Below are 19,739 nucleotides of genomic sequence, written 5' to 3' on the forward strand. Positions count from 1 at the left end.
ATTAATAGTTTGCATCTGGTGAAAATATCATCTCCGCTCCCAGGATAGTCGGAATCTCGATAATAGTTTCTCCATTAAATTCAGAGGACTCTGGTGCATAACCTACAAGCATGACACCAAAATAATGGTCGTTATCTAGTAATGGTCCGATACCAAGTTCAGATTCGTCCAGCGTGAATTTCACTACGATGCCCGCCATGCCGAAATCAGATGTTCTGGAGATAGTCAAGGGTAGTATGGAAACATCTATAAGCCTGTCAGCTACAAATGTTCCCCCGGTTCTGACAGCTCTGATGAGATATATGGATTCATTATCAGGATCAAAGCCCACACCGAATATATCGGGGTAAAGTGTGACGTTCCACCTAGTGGGAAGCCCATCGCCTCCGATTGAAGACAGGTCAGCAGAGATCTTGATTCTCCTTCGCCAACTACCTTCGCCGATGTTAACGTCGTCAAATTTTTCATTCAGTTCCGTGACAGAACTTTCACTTTTCTTGACTTCTAATTTTCCGTGAAAGTACACCTCAGGTTCCGTAGGTGATGCGTTCGGTATTATTTCTATCGCCATTATTCGCCCTTCATAGGGGTCGAATTCCAGCAGAGTAGTCATCGAAAATCCTTCGACATACCTGAAGAAGAAGGGCGTCCGTTCCTCCTTGAAGATTCCCCAATTTCTAAACCAATTATCCGGTTCAATAAAGCTTTCGGTGTTTTCAAAGATTTCCACGGCAACATCCGGCTTATCAGAATAGTATATGATTCTTGAACCACCGATGTTTTTGAGCTCACCATCTACAACAGCCATTGTTTTGGCTTCTACCCAGAGCTTTTCATATTCGATATCAGGTAGATAAAGAAGTGCACTTTGGCCAGAATCCTGAGGAAACAGATGACCGTCAAGGGAATTCCAATTATCCCCATCCCAGTATTTCACCGACCAATCGTAAACTTCGGAGCCATTTGGAAGAAAATTCACCGGAATAGCAAAGATTTCGATTACCTCTCCCGGTTCTCTGTTTAAATCTTGTACAAAAAGCCTTAGGTACGGTCTACTGCTGATTGCACAGCCCCCTGCCAACAACAGTAAGGAAATTACTATAGCAAACGCCATAATATTTTTCACTTTCATTTTATCCACTCCCCAGAAGCTCTTTAACAAACTTCTCTTCTTCCTCAGTGTGTAAACCTTCGAGTTTCGCCAGCTGAAGTTCTTCAAGTATCTTTCTTATTTCAGGTCCCTCTTTGAGACCGAATTTTTCGATCAGGAGTTTTCCGTTGATACGAGGTTTGATTCTTTCAATGCGTTCAAGGTAATCATGAAGTAGCTTGGATGCTTTGTCATCAAGAGTGGCATCAATAAAGCTAAGCACCTCGGGTTCTGGTTTTTTCAAAAGGTAAAAAAACGTCCGCAGTGTCAATTGTTCTCCGCTTTGGACTGTCCGTTTCAACTTTTCAGAAATGTTCACAGCCCTTTTTATCCAGTCGGGGAATTTCCTCGGAAAACCATATCTTTTGATAACATAATCAAGACTTCTTTCAGGGGCATTCTTGAGTAGGATCATGGCTAATATGTAGACGGGCTTTGGCTTTGCACTCTTTTTTCTTCTGAAGTACCTATCCAGCATTCTTAAAGCCTCATCGTCGACAACACTATCTGGGAAGAGGTGTTCGAACACTCGGAGCTCTTCCATTCTCTTAATAGCCTTCAAAGGATCTGGTTCTTCTATTATTTTTTCGAGCTCATCTCTCAATCTTTGACCGGTTACCCTTTCTAGATAGTTTTGAGAAACATGTTTTTTGAGAAGTTCGAGAGTACGATTTTCTATTTTGAAGTTGAAGCGTTGTTCAAAACGGATAGCCCGTAGTATCCTGGTGGGATCTTCGACAAAACTCAGAGGGTATAGCGTTCTGATGATTCCCTTTTCAAGATCATTCTTACAACCGAAAAAGTCAAGCAAAAGCCCGAATTCTTCCTGATTGAGCTTTATCGCCATTGCATTTATTGAAAAGTCACGTCTGTAGAGATCTTTTTTTATCGTGCTCACTTCAACATTGGGTAAAACTGCAGGCTCTTCATAGTATTCTGTTCGAGCTGTAGCAACGTCTATCCTCAATCCATTTCTAAAAAACATCGATGTAGTGAGGAATTCCTTATGTTCCACACACGTCACTTCAAAGTACCTGCTGAAAGTCTTTGCAAATACTCTGGCATCTCCTTCAACGACGATATCGATATCGTAATTCTTCCTGTCGAGCAAAAGATCTCTCACAAATCCACCAACCACATAGGTTGGCATATTAACTTCACTACCAACGATCCCAAGAAAGCGTAGCATGGTCGCAACATCTGGTTCGAGCCTTCTTTCAATAAGATCCGTCACTTTCGAAGTTTCAAGTCTCAATGTTTCGAATTCTTGAGACTTTTTTGTTAAAACACCTCGCATCAAATCTGATTTTGTGACAATACCAACGAGAATGCCCTTGTCGAGCACGAGAATCCTTCCAGAACCGTTTTCCACCATTTTTCTCGCGGCTTCGCTAACGGAATCTGTAGCTTTGATCGTAACAAGGTTTGTCTGCATAATTTCCTTTATAGGTACGTTCTTAAGGCCATGTTTAATGGCTTTTCTCACGTTATCGTATGTCACCAGTCCAACGAGCCTGTTGTTTCCAATAACCGGTAGACCGCTGTGCCCCGTGTTCTCCATTATCCTAGCGGCTTCTTTCACTGGCATCTCAGAAAGCACTGTACGTACAGGCGAAGACATGATTTCTCGAACCTGTACAAAACTCAGAATATTTTCTCTCAGCGATTTAATAATTCTTTCTTTTAATATGTCAAAATCCACTTCTTGGTAATATGCGAGGGTAAAATTGGGATAACTACTGAGTCTAGCACCAGAGAATATTCTAGAAAAATCTATTTCTCTGTACCTCGTTCGTCCAGCGATGAATGTGTCCCTACTGGTTCGAATGAAAACTATAAGATTATCGTAACCCAATGTGATCCATAACTTTTCTATCAACTCGAAGATACCTTGAGGAACGGTTTTGAGTTTGATCTCAGAGAAGCCAACTTCGACTCCTTTAATCGTTATCGTACGAGTATTGTCAATGAGCTTCTGAAAGTGTCTGCGTTGATCCCTATTTAGACTGAATTTCTGATACTTCAACACTTTTTCTAACGAAGCACCAGATGCTAGTAACCATGCCCCTATGTTTAAATCCTCAGGCATCGTTGTGAACAGAGAAAAATTTAGTGTTTTACGATACAAAGCTACAGCGTAAAAAGTAGCTTCTTCAGTTGTTATTTTTACGTTATTGTCCCTTAATTCCCTGCACAGCAATGTAATAGCAGCACCGTAGTTTCCGGAAATAACTTTATCCCAGTTTTCTGACGCAGCTGTTCCTAAATGGTCAAACAATATCTTCTTACAACGACTCAGAAAAGGGGCAAGGGCCGTCGGTAGTTGATTTTCACTCACTGTGCCGACAACAATCAGTGAAGAAACGGACTCCAGTTCCAGTTCTTCAAATTTATGGAAGAAAAAAAGATGTGGAGCAGTTTCATTTATAAACCTTTCGAGTTTTTCTTCAGGTTTACCTTCGATAACTATTTCATGATCTGCATAGAGCCTCTTGGCTGCGAAGCACGCTGCTAGATCATCAAAATCCGGTCTTGAACGGGTTGTAATTATCTTCAATCGAGACCCCACCTCTTCAATTTCGTGTAAAGGGTACTTTTACTTATTCCGAGAGCCCGGGCTACCCTTGTTTTGTTGCCTTTATATTTCTTAAGAAGGTTTTCTGTATACTCCTTTTCTAGTTCTTCCAGCGACGGTTCTTCAGGCAAATTTCTTCTCTCAGAAACGGCTTCTAAAATATTTTCTGGTAGCATCCATGCTTCCAGACGCTCGATATCATCGTGGATCGCTATTACCGACAGAAGCGTGTTCCTAAGTTCTCTCACATTGCCAGGCCAGTCGTAATGTAATAACATGTCCATGAAATCGGGAGAAATGTCAATTCTTCTATTTAATCCTACTTCCTTTTGTAAAACCGGCACAAAATGTTTCACAAGCAATGGTATGTCCTCTTTGCGTTCCCTCAACGGTGGTAATTCAATTTTAACCACATTCAGACGATAATAAAGATCAGCTCTGAATTTACCTTCTTTTACTTCTTCCGCGAGTTTTCTGTTAGTTGCACATATCAACCTTACATTGACTGTCTTTTCAGATGCCCCTCCAAGTCTTTTAAAAGAATTGTTTTCTATGAATCTCAGCAGTTTTGGCTGGAGATTAAGGGGCATTTCAGAGATTTCATCAAGAAAGAGGGTCCCGCCATCAGCCTCTTCAACGAGCCCCTTTTTAGATGTAACCGCTCCCGTAAAAGCACCTTTCTCATGCCCGAACAGTTCTGATTCAAAAAGATTTTCTGGTATTGCCGCGCAATTTAGAGCAACAAATCTTTTCCTACCACTCAACTTGTGAATCAGGCGTGCCACGACTTCTTTTCCAGTTCCGCTCTCACCTTCAATAAGAATGGATATTTTTTTCCCCGCAATAGATTCCATCATTTTTTTGATCCGGACAACGGAAGGACTTTCTCCAATCAAGTCTACATGAAACTTATCGCCAGTCAATTTCGACAGTTCTTCGTTTTCCAGTTCTAAATCCCTATAATCAATCGCCCGCTCTATTTCGATCAAAGCATGGTTAAGGTCAAAGGGTTTTTCGAGAAAATTGAAAGCTCCCTTCTTTACAGCTCTGACTGCACTGTCTATGTTTCCATGAGCTGACATGACAACAACGGCGGAAAGGGAACTAGCAGTTTCCACGAGCTCCATACCATCTCCATCGGGGAGTCTCAAATCGAGTAAAACACAATGAAAAGAATCACTGTATAGTCTTTCCCTAGCTTCTTTTAACGTTGTAACACCCTGTGGTTCATAGCCCTCATCCTTCAAGGCTTCACAGAGCATTTCGTTGAATGCAAGATCGTCATCGACGACGAGGATCTTCTTTATCATTTCTTCACCTCTTAAACATCAATCTTATAACCGTCCCTTTACCTTCCTTGCTCCACATCCTGAAAGAAACATCGTTATCTTCACAGAAGCTCTTCGTCAGCGTAAGACCAAGACCAGTACCGTTTTCTTTTGTAGTAAAAAATGCTTTGAAAGCCTTTTCAAAAACTGTTTTACTCATCCCCATGCCGTTATCGCCAATTAAGAGTATAATGCCCTCTTTCTCATTTCGAAGTTTTAAAACCACCTTTCCTTTGTCTTTGACTATGGCTTCGATTGCGTTGACAACGATATTCTTGATAACATTCTCCAAACGTCTCTCCTGTACTTTCACAACGGTGTGCTGACAAGCCGCAATTAACTGTAATTCAACTCCCTTCGCATCGGCAATGGGTTTTAAATACTTAACAACTCTATCTAGAACTCTCAACAAATCAACGTCCTGTGGCTCCTCGCCGTAATGGTATATCTGTAAAACTCCATATATCTTCTCTTTTAGAGACCGTAGCTCTTTCTCCAAGCGTTGAAGATTTTGATCTTTGCCCGTTCGTCTGTACAGGTCAAAAGCCAACTGAAGGTTCGCCAGTGGTTGTTTCAGTCCGTGGGCGAGGTCCGCTACCGTTTCAGCACTAACAGCGTAACGCATTGTTTTTTCCAATAATTTCTCGGTTTTCCAGCGCGCTGTTATGTCGGTAAATATCATAGAAAATTCGCCCTTTTCTCCCCCTTCTACAACCACCATGTAACGCTTGTTCTGCCTTCTGGAGAAGACTTGAAAATTTCCCCTTTTGATTGGAACCTTAAGACCGTTTCTTCGCAATAGGCTAAAAATTCTTTCGTTCCCAATTTCCTTTCCGCCATTGAAACAATTTTTGAAAGCCTTATTGTAAAACCTGATCTCGCCCGTACTGTCTATAAGAACAATTGGCAATTCGAAAGAGTTTACAAGGCTGACAAAATTCTCGTAACGCTCCTTGTAAAAATCCCTTTCCCGCTCTATCTGCCTGAGAATATTCCTGTGGGCAAGAAAAACACCATTTAGAGGCCCGGAAACGTTATCGGGTCTCTTTCCTGAGTTGATGGCATTGAGAAGTCCTTTCACGTATTCATCACGCTTTTTAGCATCTTTGCAATAAATGCCTATCAGAACAACACAAATGATAACAGTGCTCAAAGAAAAATCGAGTAAGATAATTGAAACCAACCAAACAGCGAAGACAATTGCTGCCTTTTTGACACAATCGTTACTCGCGAACTCCTTAAACTTTTTTAAGAACGATGGGCTCACCTCCCCTAAGTCCAAGAACCCTGGAAGCATCGCCTTCGTTCACGGCAATCTCGAGGTAACCACTACTATCTTCATGTACCAGAATGGCGCCACGTTTCACATCGAAATACGTTCTGCCGAAATACCCTTCGAATTTTTTTCTTTCAACACTTATAATGACCTTTTCATCAAAGTCGAAAAGTCCCTTAACAAGAGAACCGGGAATATTTGTTTCTATGTTACCAAAGCTATCCGTGAACGCGACTTCACCCTTTATAACGCCCGTTTCATCTATACACGCCTTCCAGAATTTCAAGACTTCATAACTCATCAAAAGGCTACCTATTTTAGAGAAAGGAACACCATTAGCTAGATGTGCTGCTACAGCGGCGAAGATGTCTCTACCATGAAAGGAAGCCGAATTTCCATAATGAAATTTCCTGTTGTCAAGCTCTCTGACCTCACTTACTCCATATTCTTCACAAACAAAAGTGAATATTCCATTGTCTGGACCCACAAAGATCCTGCCGGATTTAGTCCTTATAGCGATAGCTTTTCGAGATGTCCCAACACCCGGATCCACTACAGCAAGAAAGATCGTATCAGGTGGAAAATTCTGGGATGCCCTCTGTAAAATGTAGGCTCCCATTCTGATATTAAAGGGTTCTATTCCGTGAGTAATATCAAGAATATCCACAGAAGGAGTTATGCTTTTCATCACTGCTTTAGCCACTCCAACATAATAACTTTCGTATCCCCAGTCTGAAAGAAAAGCGATCACTTAAACACCCCCATATGCTCAAAAACACTTTCCAGCGCTTTAAAAAAGTTTTCTTTTTTGATCTGATAAAGGTTCGAACTTGTATCGCAATCCGAAGCTCCAAAGTGCTCTACAGCTTCTCCAAATTTTGCAAAAAGCCGGGAGATCCTTTCCTCAGTTTTTATGCTGGAAGGCACAAGAATCGCTAAAACGATCCTGGCTTCCGTTAAAAGGAAATCTATGTGCCAGAATCTCTTTTTGGCTCCTTTCAAATGTCTTCCAATACGACCTGACAAAGTTCCCATGGCAGAACCTATATAACAATAATAACCAGGGAAGATTTCAAAGGATCTCGCCATTGTTTTAACTTCGAGTCTCTTATCGACTTTAATCAAGAGAACATAACTACCTTTGTCCATATTTTAATTATACGATAACTAATACTTCCAAACTGATATAATTTCAGAGGAGGTGTGAAAATGGCATTCGTTGAAGTTTACCTTGACAGGATTTACCATAACGCTGCTTTTCTCAACAACCTTTGTGCAAAAAAAGGCATCGGAGTAGTCGGTGTAACAAAGGTAACCTGTGGTGACCCCGCTGTTGCTAGAAGTCTGAATAAGGCAAGCATCAAGATTATTGGTGAATCCAGGATAGAGAATATTGAGAGAATGAAAAAGGCGGGAATCGATTCCGAATTCATGCTTTTAAGACCTCCTGAACGCTCTAAGATAAAGGAGGCACTGGAACTGGCAGATTATTTTTTAGTTTCAGATTTGGCAATCTTAGAGGCGTTTGTCGCTGCAGACATCGAGACAGAAGTTCACGGTTACATATATATGGTGGATACCGGCGACCTACGAGAAGGCGTCTGGTATAGAGAAGCCGAGGATGAACTCAAAGAGGCATTAAAAATTGCCAGAGATAAACTCCTCGGGATTGGCACAAACCTTGGTTGTTATGGAGGAGTTATTGCAACTCCTGAAAAATTTCAGATACTTATAGACCTTTCTGAAAGATTGAAAAGGTTCACAGGCTTTCAGCTCAAAATTCTTTCAGCCGGAAATACCGCATCCCTTCCACTCGTGGAATATGGCACCATCCCGGAGGGCATCAACCAGTTCCGGCTGGGTGAGTCCATTGTGTGTGGTACCGATGTCACGAACAACAGGATCGTTCCTGGAACGAGGCAAGATACTTTCATTCTACATGGCGAAATTATAGAACTGAAGCGCAAACCTTCGGTTCCAGAGGGTGAGATAGGTCAGGACGCCTTCGGTAGGAAACCACATTTTGAAGATCGGGGTGTTAGATTGAGAGCCATTCTAGATCTCGGTGAGCAGGATGTTCTTCCCTCTGGGCTTATACCTTTAGAACAGGGAATTGAGGTACTGCACGCTTCAAGTGATCACCTCATTGTTGATCTAACGGAGTGTCCGAAAGAGTTTAGAGTCGGGGATACACTATCTTTCAGAATGTCTTATGGGGCTTTGTTGAGAGTGATGACTTCAAAATATGTGAGAAAGGAGTACATACATGAACTTCAGAAAGGTCAGTCCCGATGACTATCAACAGATCTTGCGTCTCACCTCAAACATCTGGGATGGGGAAGACTATATCCCTGATGTGTTTGAAAGCTGGGTGAGAGACAAGAACAGTTATTTCTACTGTCTTGAAAACAATGGTGGCAAACTGGTTGCCCTTGGAAGGCTTGTACTCCTCGATGATACCGCAGGCTGGCTCGAAGGGCTAAGAGTCGATCCGGCTTTTCAGGGAAAGGGTTACGGTAAAGAAATGGCAAAAAAGATTATTTCCCTCGCTAGAAATCTATCCCTAAAATCCTTGTACTTTTCAACATACTTTAGAAACACCAGATCAATAAGGATCAACGAAGATTTGGGATTTTCGAAGATTGAAACCTTTACCAACCTTCAACTTGATTTTCTATCCCAAAAGTTCGTCGTTGACTATTCAGTCGCAACCTTCAATCCCTGTGGTTTTGTCGTTAATGACTGGGTGTTTTTCCCTGCTAGAAAGAGAATAATAAGAAAATTCCTGCCTGACTGCGAATTTCTGGATATTGCAGGTTGCAGAATTATCTTATCGAAAAACTTGAAGTACCCTGATATCATGGAGATATCGTGGATCGAAATACCAAAGCTCAATCACGAAATTGTCAAAAGAATAATTTCCCTGGCTTCAAAAAAAGGGTTCAAAAAAATACACCTAATGCTTAAAGCAGGCGCTCCCCTCGCTCCTTTCCTGGACAACGGTTTTTATTATTTTGAAAGAAGTGAGGATGTTTATCTATACGAAGGAAAACTCGAGAGGTTGAGACTCATTTGAGACCGCAATTGACCACAAGGAGCTCGATGGAGTTGAGGTTGCCAATAATATTCTGATTTTCATCGACAACAGGAACCTCGTGAACTTCATGTTGTATCATTAGCTTGAGGGCTTCAAATTTGGGAGTCTCGAGTTTTACCGTTATCGGATCAAGCATTATATCCTGCGCTTTTTTCCCAGTCAGGATAATTATGTTCCTCACAAAAAGGCTACCTGGCTGAACGATGACATATTTTTCATATCCCTAGATCTTCAATAGATGCAGTACTGGAATCATTCCAACGAGCTTTCCATTTTTATCCATTACATAAAGAGTTCGTGTAATGTTTTCTACGAAAACCTCAATTTTTGAGATCGGTTTCTTCGCTTACAACAAGAACTTTGATCGTTATGGTGTTGTAAACATCTTTGACTTTCAATTCCATACTATCATTTCCTTAGCCATACCTTACTATCACGTAGATGTTTCCCAGAATAAGACTGACAACCGTAGGAAAGAGAGCAAATCTTAGATACTTTCGAAATCCCACGCCCTTTCGAGTATGTTTTTCAAGAAGTGCCGTTCCTACCATGTTGGCTGCGGCACCTGTTAAAGTAGCGCTTCCACCAAAGCAGGCCCCAATTGATAGGACCCACCAAACATCATCGGGAATACCATGTATCGATATCAAGTTTTTAACGATGGGAATCATCACAGTTACAATTGGTACCGCTCCAATAAGCCCTCCCAGACCCGCTGTGAGCCAGAGGATAAGCGAATACAACAGAACTTCATTGGTGTAAGCTCTGGCAATAACACCAGATACCATATCCGTAATTCCCACTGCTTTGAGACCATAAGAGAGCATAAACAGACCTATAAAAAAGAATATTGTGTCCCATTCGATGTCTTCCGCCAGCTCTGAAAAGTCTTTACCACTCAGCAGCATAGCAGCTGCCGCACCGGTAAGGGCAATGGTTGCAGCTTCATAGTCGAGTTGTTCGTGAAGAACAAAGGCGATTATAACACCTATGAACACGCTGATGGACTTAATGAGATCTTTTTTTGAAGTTATCACCCGGGAGGCGTCGAGGTTCATGAGGTGTTCTAGTTTGGATTTCTGAACCCGAATTTTTGAAACAAACTTCCTATTGAAGAAGGTGGCGAAAAAGAGCAAAACCATTATTACAATTGGAGCCAGTTGATATATGAAATCCAGAAACCCTTCTCCACTGGCTGAACCAATGAGAATATTGGGTGGATCACCTATCATCGTGGCTGTACCACCAAAGTTAGCAGCCAACACAGCAGAAAAAATTAATGGTGTGGGTGAGATATTCAGAGAATCGGAAATCAGAAATAGTATGGGCGAAAAGAGCAGGATAACGGTTACGTTATCCAGAAAAGCCGAAAATAAAGCTGTCATTGCAATAAAAAAGGCAAATAATAATTTCACATTTCCCTTGGAAATTTTCACTACGCTTATGGCAACATATTCAAAAAAACCTGTCCCCCTCAAAATAGCGACTATTATCATCATCCCGATGAGAAGGCCTATGGTATTGAAATCAATATAGAGACCGACATTTGAGATCTTGAATCCCTCTATAACTTTTGACATAGCTATAAGCATACCGGCTGAAAAAGCCACGATTGAACGCTTGAATTTACCTCTGATTATCAGAAAATACGTAGTAAAAAAAATAACTATAACAAAGATTCGCTCCATACTAAACACTCCCATAGAAAACGGCAATTTCAAGTATATCACTTGAACATGAACCTCAATAAGGACAGTACAGTCAAAGAGTGATGGATACCAATTAAAGGGAGGTGCCTTAAGAATGAAGAAGTTGTTGCTGTTGACTCTTTCTATTCTGGTTGTGACTTTGGGACTGGCTTTTGTCAATCCTGATTACGTGAGTCCCGTTGAAAAAGTCATAGAAGCCGCTGCTCCCGCTGTTGTAAAGATCGATGTTGAAACAACGACTAAAGTCAGCCCCTTCGATCCATTTACAGAAGATTTCTTCAAACGGTTCTTCGGTGAAATCCCCTTTGCAGAAAAGAAAGCCGAAGCGCTTGGTTCGGGGTTCATATTCAACGCCGAGGGCTACATTCTTACGAACGAGCATGTAGTACATAATGCAGATGAAATAAAAGTCACACTCCTTGATGGCAGCAAATTCGAAGCCAGATATGTTGGAGGCGATGAAGAGCTCGACATAGCAGTCATTAAAATAGACCCGGATGGCCGAGAACTTCCTGTCCTGGAAATAGGTGATTCTGATTCTTTAAAAATCGGAGAATGGGCGATTGCAATAGGTAACCCCTTGGGCTTCCAGCATACCGTTACTGTCGGCGTCATTAGTGCTACCGGAAGACAAATACCTAAGCCCGACGGAAACGGTTACTACTCAAACCTCATACAGACGGATGCAGCCATCAACCCGGGGAATTCTGGCGGACCTCTTTTAAATATTCATGGTCAGGTTATTGGTATCAACACTGCGATAGTTTCACCTCAGTACGGAAGCACCCTTGGTTTCGCGATTCCAGTTAATGTCGCCATGAGATTTGTTGATACGATAATCAAAGGTGTTCCCATTCAAAAAGCCTATCTTGGTGTGTATGTAAGTACCGTTACAGAAAATACCGCTAGATCCCTTGGTCTCAAAGTGGACACCGGTGCTCTTGTCACTGATGTGATTAAAGATTCTCCCGCTGAAAAAGTCGGCATAAAACCGCAGGATGTCATTATTAACTTCGACGGTCTCGATATTCACAGCTCTGGAGAACTGGTTGCTGCTGTTCACAACTATCCCGCAGGATCTGAAGTGACAGTCACAATAGATAGATTCGGAAAGAAAATGGTACTGAAAGTTGTACTCGGTTATCAGGACAATGCTGGCGGAAAAAAGGCTATGGAGAAATACCATGACGAAAAACTCGGGCTCATCGTTGACGACATTCTCCCCGGAGATAGAGAAGAGCTCTCCATCCCGCAAGAGATTTCCGGTGTAATTGTTCGAGAAGTACTTGAAAAAGGCTATGCCTCTCAGCTGGGATTGAATAAGAATGACATAATCGTTAGGATGAGCGTGAATGGCAAACAGAAAGAAATCGATTCCCTCAAAGACTACAAAGAAGTGATCAGTGGTCTTAAAAAGGGAGATTATATTGCTTTGATAGTTCTCAGAGAAGGCGTGAGGTATATAGCTTCCTTCAGATATTATTAATATAAAGTAAAAGCGCCGCTACACCCTGCGGTGTATGCGGCGTCCCCCTTTTCCCCTGTCACGGGCATACACATTGGATTATAACACAACACCCCTTGATTTCAAAATCATAGAGAGTGTCCCGTTTTCTCTCTTAGTTGACTTCATTGAGCCAAAGATATATAATAAATACAGAATAACCTCTTATGGAGGAGGGCAGTTTCAGCCCTCTATTTTTATTAATTTAAGAGGTGATAAGGTATGAACCTTACAGATGCATTGAAAGAAATAGCTATTAAAATCGCACAACAGATGAAATATGAGATTTACGACCTGACTCTAAAAAGGAATAGGGGAAAGCTTCAGCTTGCTGTTTCCATCGATAAAGAAGAGGGCAACGTTTCCATTGAAGATTGCAAAAGATTCTCAGAGGCATTCGGTCAGAAGCTTGATTGTGCAGATTTAATAGAATCGACTTATGAATTGATCGTACAATCACCCGGTGTAGAACGGGAGCTCAGAAAACCGAAAGACTACTTGCGATTCACGGGTAGACTCGCAAAACTTGTCCTGAGAGATCCCATCGACAACAGAAGTGTAATCGTGGGGATAATTGAGAAAGCTGATGAAACTGCTGTTGAAATCAGAGAAAAGGATACTGGGAATTTTTATGGGGTGGCGTATGCAAATATCAAAAGAGCAAACCTGAAGCTGGAGTTCTAACGGGAGGTGATTTAATTGAATCTCAATCTTCTTGAGGCCCTTGAACAGCTCGAACAGGAAAAAAACATAAGAAAGGAAGAAGTACTCGAGATACTGGAAAAGGCGTTACAAAGTGCTTATAAAAAAAATTTTGGCGGTGAGAGTGACGTCCAGGTAATAATAGACCGTTTGACTGGAGATATTGGAGTCTACGAAAAACTTCTCGTAGTTGAAGAAGTCAGTGACCCACATCAAGAAATCACTTTAGATGAAGCCTTGAAAATCGATCCTTCGGCAAAAATCGGTGAAACGATTTTAAGAAGGCTCAATATAAAGAAATTCAAAAGAATTGCTGCACAAACGGCGAGACAAGTTCTCATACAGAAAATAAGAGAACTGGAAAAAGATAACCTTTACAATATCTACGCAGATCTAAAGGGCTCTGTAACCACCGCCGAGGTATTACGAGTGACTGAAGGATGGGCCGACCTCCGCATCGGTAAGATAGATACAAGGATACCACTTAAAGAAGTCATCCCAGGCGAAGAACTAAGACCAAATGCACTCATAAAGGTGTTCGTTGTCGATGTCCTGAAAACCACAAAAGGTCCGAAAATACTCGTTACCAGGAGAGGTTCACAGTTCATTGAAGAACTCCTGAAACTTCAGGTTCCTGAAGTAGAAAATGGTGATGTCAAGGTTATCGCTATCGCCCGTGAGGAGGGTGTGCGAACAAAAGTCGCTGTGGACTCGACTGATGTGAAAATAGATCCTATAGGAGCCTGTATCGGAGAAGGCGGTATTCGCATTGGAGAAATCCTGCGCGAAATAAGGCCGGAGAAGGTCGACATTCTTAGATGGAGCGCCGATCCCGCTAAATTTGTTGCTAATGCCATTGCTCCTGCAAGCGCAATAGAAGTAAAAATATCCAGTGAAGAGAACAGAGAAGCAACTGTTTATGTTGCTCCCACACAACTCTCCCTGGCAATTGGGAAGGGCGGGCAAAACGCCAGACTCGCCGCAAAACTGACGGGCTGGAAAATTGATATAAAGCCTTTGATGTGATGGAGTATTATTGTAACATAATACGCATTTGTTGTAAATCAAAAAGTGTACAATTTTCCTGTCATTCAGAGATCGAGATCCAATAGGGAGGGTTAATAGTGAAACAGGATATTCTCAGGAATGAACTTAGAAGAAGAAAACAACGAATGACAGCACAGAGAGAGCTCATTCTCAAGATCTTTATGGACTCTGAAGACGAGCATATGAGCGCAGAAGAAGTTTATAGAAAGGTGCTCGACAGGAGGCTAAGAATAAGTAAAGCCACTGTTTATAGAACAGTAGATCTCCTTTCGGATGTAGGACTGCTTAGACGGATCGTTTTCAGAGACGGTGTTATCAGGTACGAACTGGTTAACAAAGACGAACACCATCATCACCACATCATCTGTACTGAATGCGGCCGGGTAGAAGAGTTTCCTTTTGACCTCCTGGATGATCTGGAAAAGCTTATCGAGCAAAGCACGGGTTACAAGATCACGGATCACCAGTTGAAACTCTACGGACTTTGCTCAGAGTGTGCCAAGAAGAAAAACAACGAGAAAACAGAAACTGATATGAGGAAGGCCACAAAGTAATTCAGCGGGAATTCCAGCTGTATAACAGGAGCTGAACGTGAAAGTTTGACAATAAAGCTCTCAAATAGGTTCGAAAGGTATTCAAGGCCCTTTGCAAAAAAGACAGCAAGGGGCTTTATTTTTAGAAGATCAAAAAGGAGAAGGGAAACAGTTCCCACGAGAGTAGGTATCAGATAGATAAATACCGCGATAAAAGTCATTGGGATACCCAAAAGTGCAAAACTACCAAAAAGGCTCAAAGAAACCGGCAAGGTCACTCCCTGTGCTGCCCCACCTATAAGGAGCACATTTACGAGGGGGCTTCTTCTTTTCTGATCCTTTACCATAATATACAGCAGTATGCCAGCTGTTGACAGATAACTCAACTGAAAATCCGCCTGAACAAGGTCAAAGGGTGAGAATGTTAACATAATTATGCCACTAAGGCCTAGGATATTGAGTGAAGATTGGGGGTAATCCAGAACGCGGAATAAAACGTATAAAAACAGCATCAAAAATGCTCTCATAGCTGAAAGTGAAGGCCCAGTTGTGAGAACATAGATCCCTGTTATCGACAGGGAAGCGAGATTTCTGAAAATGAAAGGTAGTAAAAAAAGTGACATAAAGTAATTCACAAGCAAAAAGAAGAGCCCGATATGCAGACCGGAAACAGCGAATATATGGGAGATTCCGATTGCTTTTAAAGCATTTTTTACTTCTTTTTTTAGTCGCGATTTATTTCCAAAAAATGTGGAAAAAATCACAGGGTTTGTTACTCCATAATTCTCCAGTGTTTCTACAATGCCTTTTCTGATATTTCCTGCAAATCTATCAAGCCCAATTGTTGGACCGTAAGCTATCACCTCAGAGTCCAACATCATCTGAAAAGGAGAGAGGTTATCGAGCATCCCGCTGGCCCAGAATATTTTTCCTGTATCGGGGGTTATTTCAACATCACTTCTTGTTTTAATCATTATAGCTGATGGAAGCCTCTTCCATTCTCCATTGACCAGGAAACTGCCAGAGGCTAAAAAGAAGTCGTCAGAATAGACCTTTTTCACTTTTCCCGTAACTTCGATCGAAGAACCCGGTTCCGGAAATACCGTATCGAAATTGTTGAAGGCAAGCAGTAGACCAAAAAGGAAGAAAGTCAAAATTGCTGGTAATAAGCTCTTGTTAAGATAACATACCAATATGAAAGGCACTAAGAACAGAAGTCCTTTAAGAAGCTGATCCATTCGGCTAAACGTCAAAAAAGTCAATACACCAAGAGCCATTGAAACAAAGAGTATAAACAGTGGTGAACTGGTGTTTCTTGGAAAAATGGAACGAGGCACGGGAGGAACCCTCCCTATGCCCCGTACTTTTCAAGTCTCAAAGCATGAGCCAACATCAGTGGAACTCCGTCCAGAGCCATAATATTGCCCAGCGTTCCCCGGGCACATTCATTTTCATCAAATTTTTGACTCAAGCCAGACCTTGCGAATTTAGACCTGATCATGAATGGAACGGGGTGCCAGCTGTGAGACTTCATTTTGGTTGGTGTAGAATGGTCTCCTGTGACAACAATGACATCTGGATTCAAGGAAAGGATTTCGGGAAGTAGAGAATCCACTTCCTCAATAACATGGACCTTCTTATCGAAGTCACCATCCTCACCATAGGAGTCAGTTTTTTTCACGTGAACAAAGAAGAAGTCAAAGTCGTTCCAGATTTTTTTGAGCGTTTCGATCTCTTCAGCAATAGTTGTTCCTGTTGGCACCACAGTCATCCCTACAAGTTTCGCGAGTCCTCTGTACATCGGATAGGTCGCTATTGCTGCTGCCTTCATTTTGTAAATCTCTTCAAAAGAAGGCATTACAGGATGTTTCGAGAAACCTCTCAAGAGCGCGAAATTCATCTTCGCTTCGTCTTTTAACACTTCTCTAACCCTTTTCAAGAACTCATTAACAACTTTGGCTGTTCTTTCAGCCTCTGGAACAAGCGCTTCGCTCCAGACTATTTTCTTGCCTTCTTTTTGTGGATCTGCATCCGAGACTCTTTCATCGAGCCAAGGAGCAGTAAATTTCACGACAAAACGGTGTTCTTTGCCCGGGTAAACAGCGATCTTAACACCGTCGATTTCTTTGATAGACGCTCCAAGCTTTTCCACAACTCGAGCACTTATATCCGTTGCTGGACGGCCAGCTCTCCTATCCACGACAATGTCGCCTTCCAGAGTTGCAAAATTTGCCCTCGCGACTAAATCATCTTTCCCCACTTCGATATCGCCACCCAAGGCTTCGAGAATGCCCCTGCCAATCTGGAATTTTAAGGGATCATACCCGAACAAACCCAGATGACCTGGACCGCTACCGGGAGTTATTCCATGGAGGACTGGTATGGTCTGACCCAATTCAGATTCTTTTGCAAGAGCGTCGAGGTTCGGTGTATTTGCGGCCATAAGGGGTGTTTTCCCATCCACCGGCAGGTCGCCTATGCCGTCCATGACCAATAAAACTATCTTGCTTTCATTCTTCACGGAAAGCTTGCTTATTAATTCATGCCTATCCACTTTTACTCCTCCTTTCGTTCAATCACATAATTTTACCACGCTGAAAGGGAATCCTTCGTGCTAAAATTGGTTTGATATTCGACGGAGGTAACGTCAATGAATTCTTATGGTATCGTTCTGGTGGGTTACTACGGCTATAGAAATTTTGGAGACGATCTTTTGTTATTTTCAACTCTCCGACTTCTCAAAGAGGTGGGATACACTGGCAATATATTCATACCATCACCCGCCAGGTTGAAAACTTTTCTGAATGAAAATTCTTATGACCTGAATATAAAGGTGATCCCACGATACAATCCCATCAGTCTGAAAAAAGTCCTGAGAAATTCATCCCTTACTATCTTTGGCGGAGGAAATTTACTTCAGGACGAAACGAGTGTACGTAGCTTCCTATATTACTATTATATAGCTCGAAGAACTCTTAAGAATGGTAACAAACTCCTGTTCCTTTCTCAGGGTTTTGGCCCTATCAGAAACCCATCTAACTCGCAAAGATTGTCTTTGATCCTCTCAGATTACAATACCTTCGGCGTACTCAGAGATGCGGTATCCTTCAGATTTGCCAGGAAATATTCAGATCGTTTCTATTCAGGCACCGATTATGGTCCTTATTGCCTGGGAACTCCGAAAAAGCTTCCATCGAAGGATAAAAACCTCGCGTTAATGATACCCAGAGGTCTCGAAATGTCGGAACAGATCATCGAAGCGTTGAAGAATAGAGGATACAGGAAACTGTGTGTAATGCCTTTTCAGAACCACTGTGAAGTTGAATTGGTAAAGAGAATAGAGCGACTGGCTTTGTCAAAGGGATTAGAGTTGGTTCGGGCTCCTGAAAATAAAAATGGTATTGTTGAAATTTTTCAGAAGGCGGGTCTGGTTATCACTGAAAGATTGCACGGAGCGATTCTTGCAGCATGGCAGGCTACTCCTTTTGTGTGGAGATCTGGTAGAAAAACGAACAGATTCTTCTCATCCTTTGGGAAACTCCCACTGAAATTCAATGAAAATATCGAGAGTCTAAAAAGCGCTCTACGATGCAGTGAATATTTCGATTATAAGTCACTATCAGAAAAATACACGCAGGAGCTGAATCAAACAATCCAGCTTTCGAAAGAAACACTGAAGAAACTGTTAAAGGAATGGAGGTAGTTTTATGTGGAATTTTTTCATTCCAACTATGGTTTATTTTGGTTCTGGCGTTGTGGAAAAACATGCCAAGTTCAGTGATTGTGGTTCAAAGGCTTTGTTGATAACCGGCAAACGATCAGCGAGGGTATCAGGTGCTCTGCACGATGTTACAAAACGCCTTGTGGCTCAGGGAATTGCTTTTGAACTGTTCGATGAAATTGAAGAAAATCCATCATTCAAAACTGTAGAAAAAGGTGCAGAATTCCTGAGGTTGAAGAATTGCGACTTCGTCGTGGGAATAGGCGGTGGAAGTCCTATCGATGCAGCAAAGGCCATAGCAATTTTAGGTGCTAATCCTGAATTGAAAGCATATCATTTGTACTCCAAGAAGGTAGAATATTCCTTGCCGGTGGTGGCAATCCCGCTCACATCTGGTACGGGCTCAGAGGTGACTCAGTATTCTGTACTAACCGATAAAGATGGGAATAAGCAAGGTTTCTCAAATTTATATTCTTTTCCCAAGTATTCTTTTCTTGATCCGAGATACACACTGACGATGCCTGAAGAGCTCACAATCAGCACTGCACTCGATGCTCTATCACATGCAATAGAAGGAGAGCTCCTAAACAACGGCGCTAATCCATTGGTAAAAAAACTCTCCTTTGAAGCAACGAGGTTAATCAGGGAAAATTTGCCATGTGTATTGAATGAACCCGAAAATCTCGTTTACCGTGAGAAGCTCCAATACGCTGCTATGCTCGCCGGAATGGTGATTGCTCACACTGGTACGACAATAGTACATGCAGCAGGTTATCCTTTAAGCTCCAAAAAAGGGATTAAGCATGGTATGGCGAATGCCGTTTTTCTTGTAGATGTTCTGGCATCCATATCTGAAAGGGCAGGAGAGCAGGTGAAGAACTGTATTGAACCTTTCGAAAACCTCAGTGAGTTATCAAAATTTTTTGAAGAACTGGGAACATATAAAATTCGATTAGACATGGATGAAAGCGAATTAATCGAATGGTCCGAAAAAGCGGCGAAAGCCCCCCATAACAGGAGAACTCCTGGAGAGTTCGACAGAGCATTCTATGAAAACCTTTACAAAAAACTCAAAAAGGATGAGTGAGCTGAATGGT

The 19,739-nt window shown here is 41.9% G+C and carries 18 protein-coding genes; 8 read left to right on the top strand and 10 right to left on the bottom strand.

All coding sequences use genetic code 11. The features are described from left to right. Window position 1: 1 nt before the first annotated feature. Genes IX53_RS03200 through IX53_RS03225 form a run of 6 tightly spaced genes read right to left on the bottom strand, consistent with a single transcriptional unit; the run spans window position 2 to window position 7,478 of the window. Window positions 2-1,132: a hypothetical protein gene (locus IX53_RS03200; RefSeq protein ID WP_047754128.1), complete on the bottom strand. Its 1,131-nt coding sequence runs from the start codon at window positions 1,130-1,132 to the stop codon at window positions 2-4. Window position 1,133: 1 nt separating this feature from the next. Beyond that, complete coding sequence (locus IX53_RS03205; protein ID WP_047754129.1) at window positions 1,134-3,707, bottom strand: CBS domain-containing protein; 2,574 nt, start codon at window positions 3,705-3,707, stop codon at window positions 1,134-1,136. Continuing rightward, on the bottom strand, window positions 3,704-5,035 hold the full coding sequence (locus IX53_RS03210) for a sigma-54-dependent transcriptional regulator (RefSeq protein WP_047754130.1): 1,332 nt from the start codon (window positions 5,033-5,035) through the stop codon (window positions 3,704-3,706). The genes IX53_RS03205 and IX53_RS03210 overlap by 4 nt, the downstream gene beginning before the upstream one ends. A 4-nt stretch (window positions 5,036-5,039) precedes the next feature. Continuing rightward, window positions 5,040-6,335 (bottom strand): sensor histidine kinase, encoded by a 1,296-nt coding sequence (locus tag IX53_RS03215; RefSeq protein ID WP_169746186.1) that lies wholly within the window; start codon window positions 6,333-6,335, stop codon window positions 5,040-5,042. Next, the gene (locus IX53_RS03220) at window positions 6,292-7,080 is read right to left on the bottom strand and encodes an SAM hydrolase/SAM-dependent halogenase family protein (RefSeq protein ID WP_047754131.1); all 789 of its coding nucleotides are present in this window, start codon (window positions 7,078-7,080) and stop codon (window positions 6,292-6,294) included. The genes IX53_RS03215 and IX53_RS03220 overlap by 44 nt, the downstream gene beginning before the upstream one ends. Continuing rightward, complete coding sequence (locus IX53_RS03225) at window positions 7,077-7,478, bottom strand: GIY-YIG nuclease family protein (protein WP_047754132.1); 402 nt, start codon at window positions 7,476-7,478, stop codon at window positions 7,077-7,079. Before IX53_RS03225 ends, IX53_RS03220 begins: the two co-directional genes overlap by 4 nt. A gap of 60 nt (window positions 7,479-7,538) precedes the next feature. On the opposite strand from IX53_RS03225, the gene IX53_RS03230 reads away from it, so the two are divergent. Together IX53_RS03230 and IX53_RS10465 are read left to right on the top strand one after the other, a co-directional pair. Continuing rightward, a complete protein-coding gene (locus IX53_RS03230) occupies window positions 7,539-8,624 on the top strand; it encodes an alanine/ornithine racemase family PLP-dependent enzyme (protein WP_047754133.1) in 1,086 nt (361 codons plus the stop codon). Continuing rightward, window positions 8,596-9,405 (top strand): GNAT family N-acetyltransferase, encoded by an 810-nt coding sequence (locus tag IX53_RS10465; RefSeq protein ID WP_053001120.1) that lies wholly within the window; start codon window positions 8,596-8,598, stop codon window positions 9,403-9,405. The genes IX53_RS03230 and IX53_RS10465 overlap by 29 nt, the downstream gene beginning before the upstream one ends. Here IX53_RS10465 and IX53_RS10470 read toward each other — a convergent pair. Together IX53_RS10470 and IX53_RS03245 are read right to left on the bottom strand one after the other, a co-directional pair. Next, entirely contained in the window at window positions 9,398-9,607 is a 210-nt protein-coding gene (locus IX53_RS10470) for a CBS domain-containing protein (RefSeq protein ID WP_053001121.1), read from the bottom strand. The genes IX53_RS10465 and IX53_RS10470 overlap by 8 nt on opposite strands. 235 nt (window positions 9,608-9,842) lie before the next feature. Further along, the gene (locus IX53_RS03245) at window positions 9,843-11,114 is read right to left on the bottom strand and encodes an ArsB/NhaD family transporter (protein WP_047754134.1); all 1,272 of its coding nucleotides are present in this window, start codon (window positions 11,112-11,114) and stop codon (window positions 9,843-9,845) included. Between the two features lie 115 nt (window positions 11,115-11,229). Here IX53_RS03245 and IX53_RS03250 point away from each other — a divergent pair, with 115 nt between their 5' ends. The 4 genes from IX53_RS03250 (at window position 11,230) to IX53_RS03265 (ending at window position 14,942) form a co-directional block, all read left to right on the top strand. Further along, window positions 11,230-12,621, top strand: a complete 1,392-nt coding sequence (locus IX53_RS03250) for a Do family serine endopeptidase (RefSeq protein WP_047754135.1) — start codon at window positions 11,230-11,232, stop codon at window positions 12,619-12,621. A 240-nt stretch (window positions 12,622-12,861) separates the two neighbouring features. After that, window positions 12,862-13,323: a ribosome maturation factor RimP gene (locus tag IX53_RS03255; protein ID WP_053001122.1), complete on the top strand. Its 462-nt coding sequence runs from the start codon at window positions 12,862-12,864 to the stop codon at window positions 13,321-13,323. Between the two features lie 15 nt (window positions 13,324-13,338). Then, window positions 13,339-14,367 (top strand): transcription termination factor NusA, encoded by a 1,029-nt coding sequence (gene nusA / locus IX53_RS03260; protein WP_047754136.1) that lies wholly within the window; start codon window positions 13,339-13,341, stop codon window positions 14,365-14,367. 98 nt (window positions 14,368-14,465) lie between these two features. Further along, window positions 14,466-14,942 (top strand): Fur family transcriptional regulator, encoded by a 477-nt coding sequence (locus IX53_RS03265; RefSeq protein WP_053001124.1) that lies wholly within the window; start codon window positions 14,466-14,468, stop codon window positions 14,940-14,942. Here IX53_RS03265 and IX53_RS03270 read toward each other — a convergent pair. Continuing rightward, window positions 14,864-16,258, bottom strand: a complete 1,395-nt coding sequence (locus IX53_RS03270; protein ID WP_047754138.1) for a ComEC/Rec2 family competence protein — start codon at window positions 16,256-16,258, stop codon at window positions 14,864-14,866. The two genes, IX53_RS03265 and IX53_RS03270, sit on opposite strands and share 79 nt — an antisense overlap. Before the next feature lie 14 nt (window positions 16,259-16,272). Next, window positions 16,273-17,475 carry a 2,3-bisphosphoglycerate-independent phosphoglycerate mutase gene (locus IX53_RS03275; protein WP_047754139.1) on the bottom strand — a complete coding sequence of 401 codons (1,203 nt, stop codon included), beginning with the start codon at window positions 17,473-17,475 and terminating at the stop codon, window positions 16,273-16,275. Window positions 17,476-17,571: 96 nt separating this feature from the next. Here IX53_RS03275 and IX53_RS03280 point away from each other — a divergent pair, with 96 nt between their 5' ends. Both IX53_RS03280 and IX53_RS03285 read left to right on the top strand, forming a co-directional pair. After that, complete coding sequence (locus tag IX53_RS03280) at window positions 17,572-18,624, top strand: polysaccharide pyruvyl transferase family protein (protein ID WP_047754140.1); 1,053 nt, start codon at window positions 17,572-17,574, stop codon at window positions 18,622-18,624. Window positions 18,625-18,628: 4 nt separating this feature from the next. Beyond that, window positions 18,629-19,729, top strand: coding sequence for an iron-containing alcohol dehydrogenase family protein (locus IX53_RS03285; RefSeq protein WP_047754141.1), 1,101 nt, complete (start codon window positions 18,629-18,631; stop codon window positions 19,727-19,729). Window positions 19,730-19,739: the final 10 nt, after the last annotated feature.

It is taken from the genome of Kosmotoga pacifica (assembly GCF_001027025.1).
GTDB classification, from domain to species: Bacteria; Thermotogota; Thermotogae; order Petrotogales; family Kosmotogaceae; genus Kosmotoga_B; species Kosmotoga_B pacifica.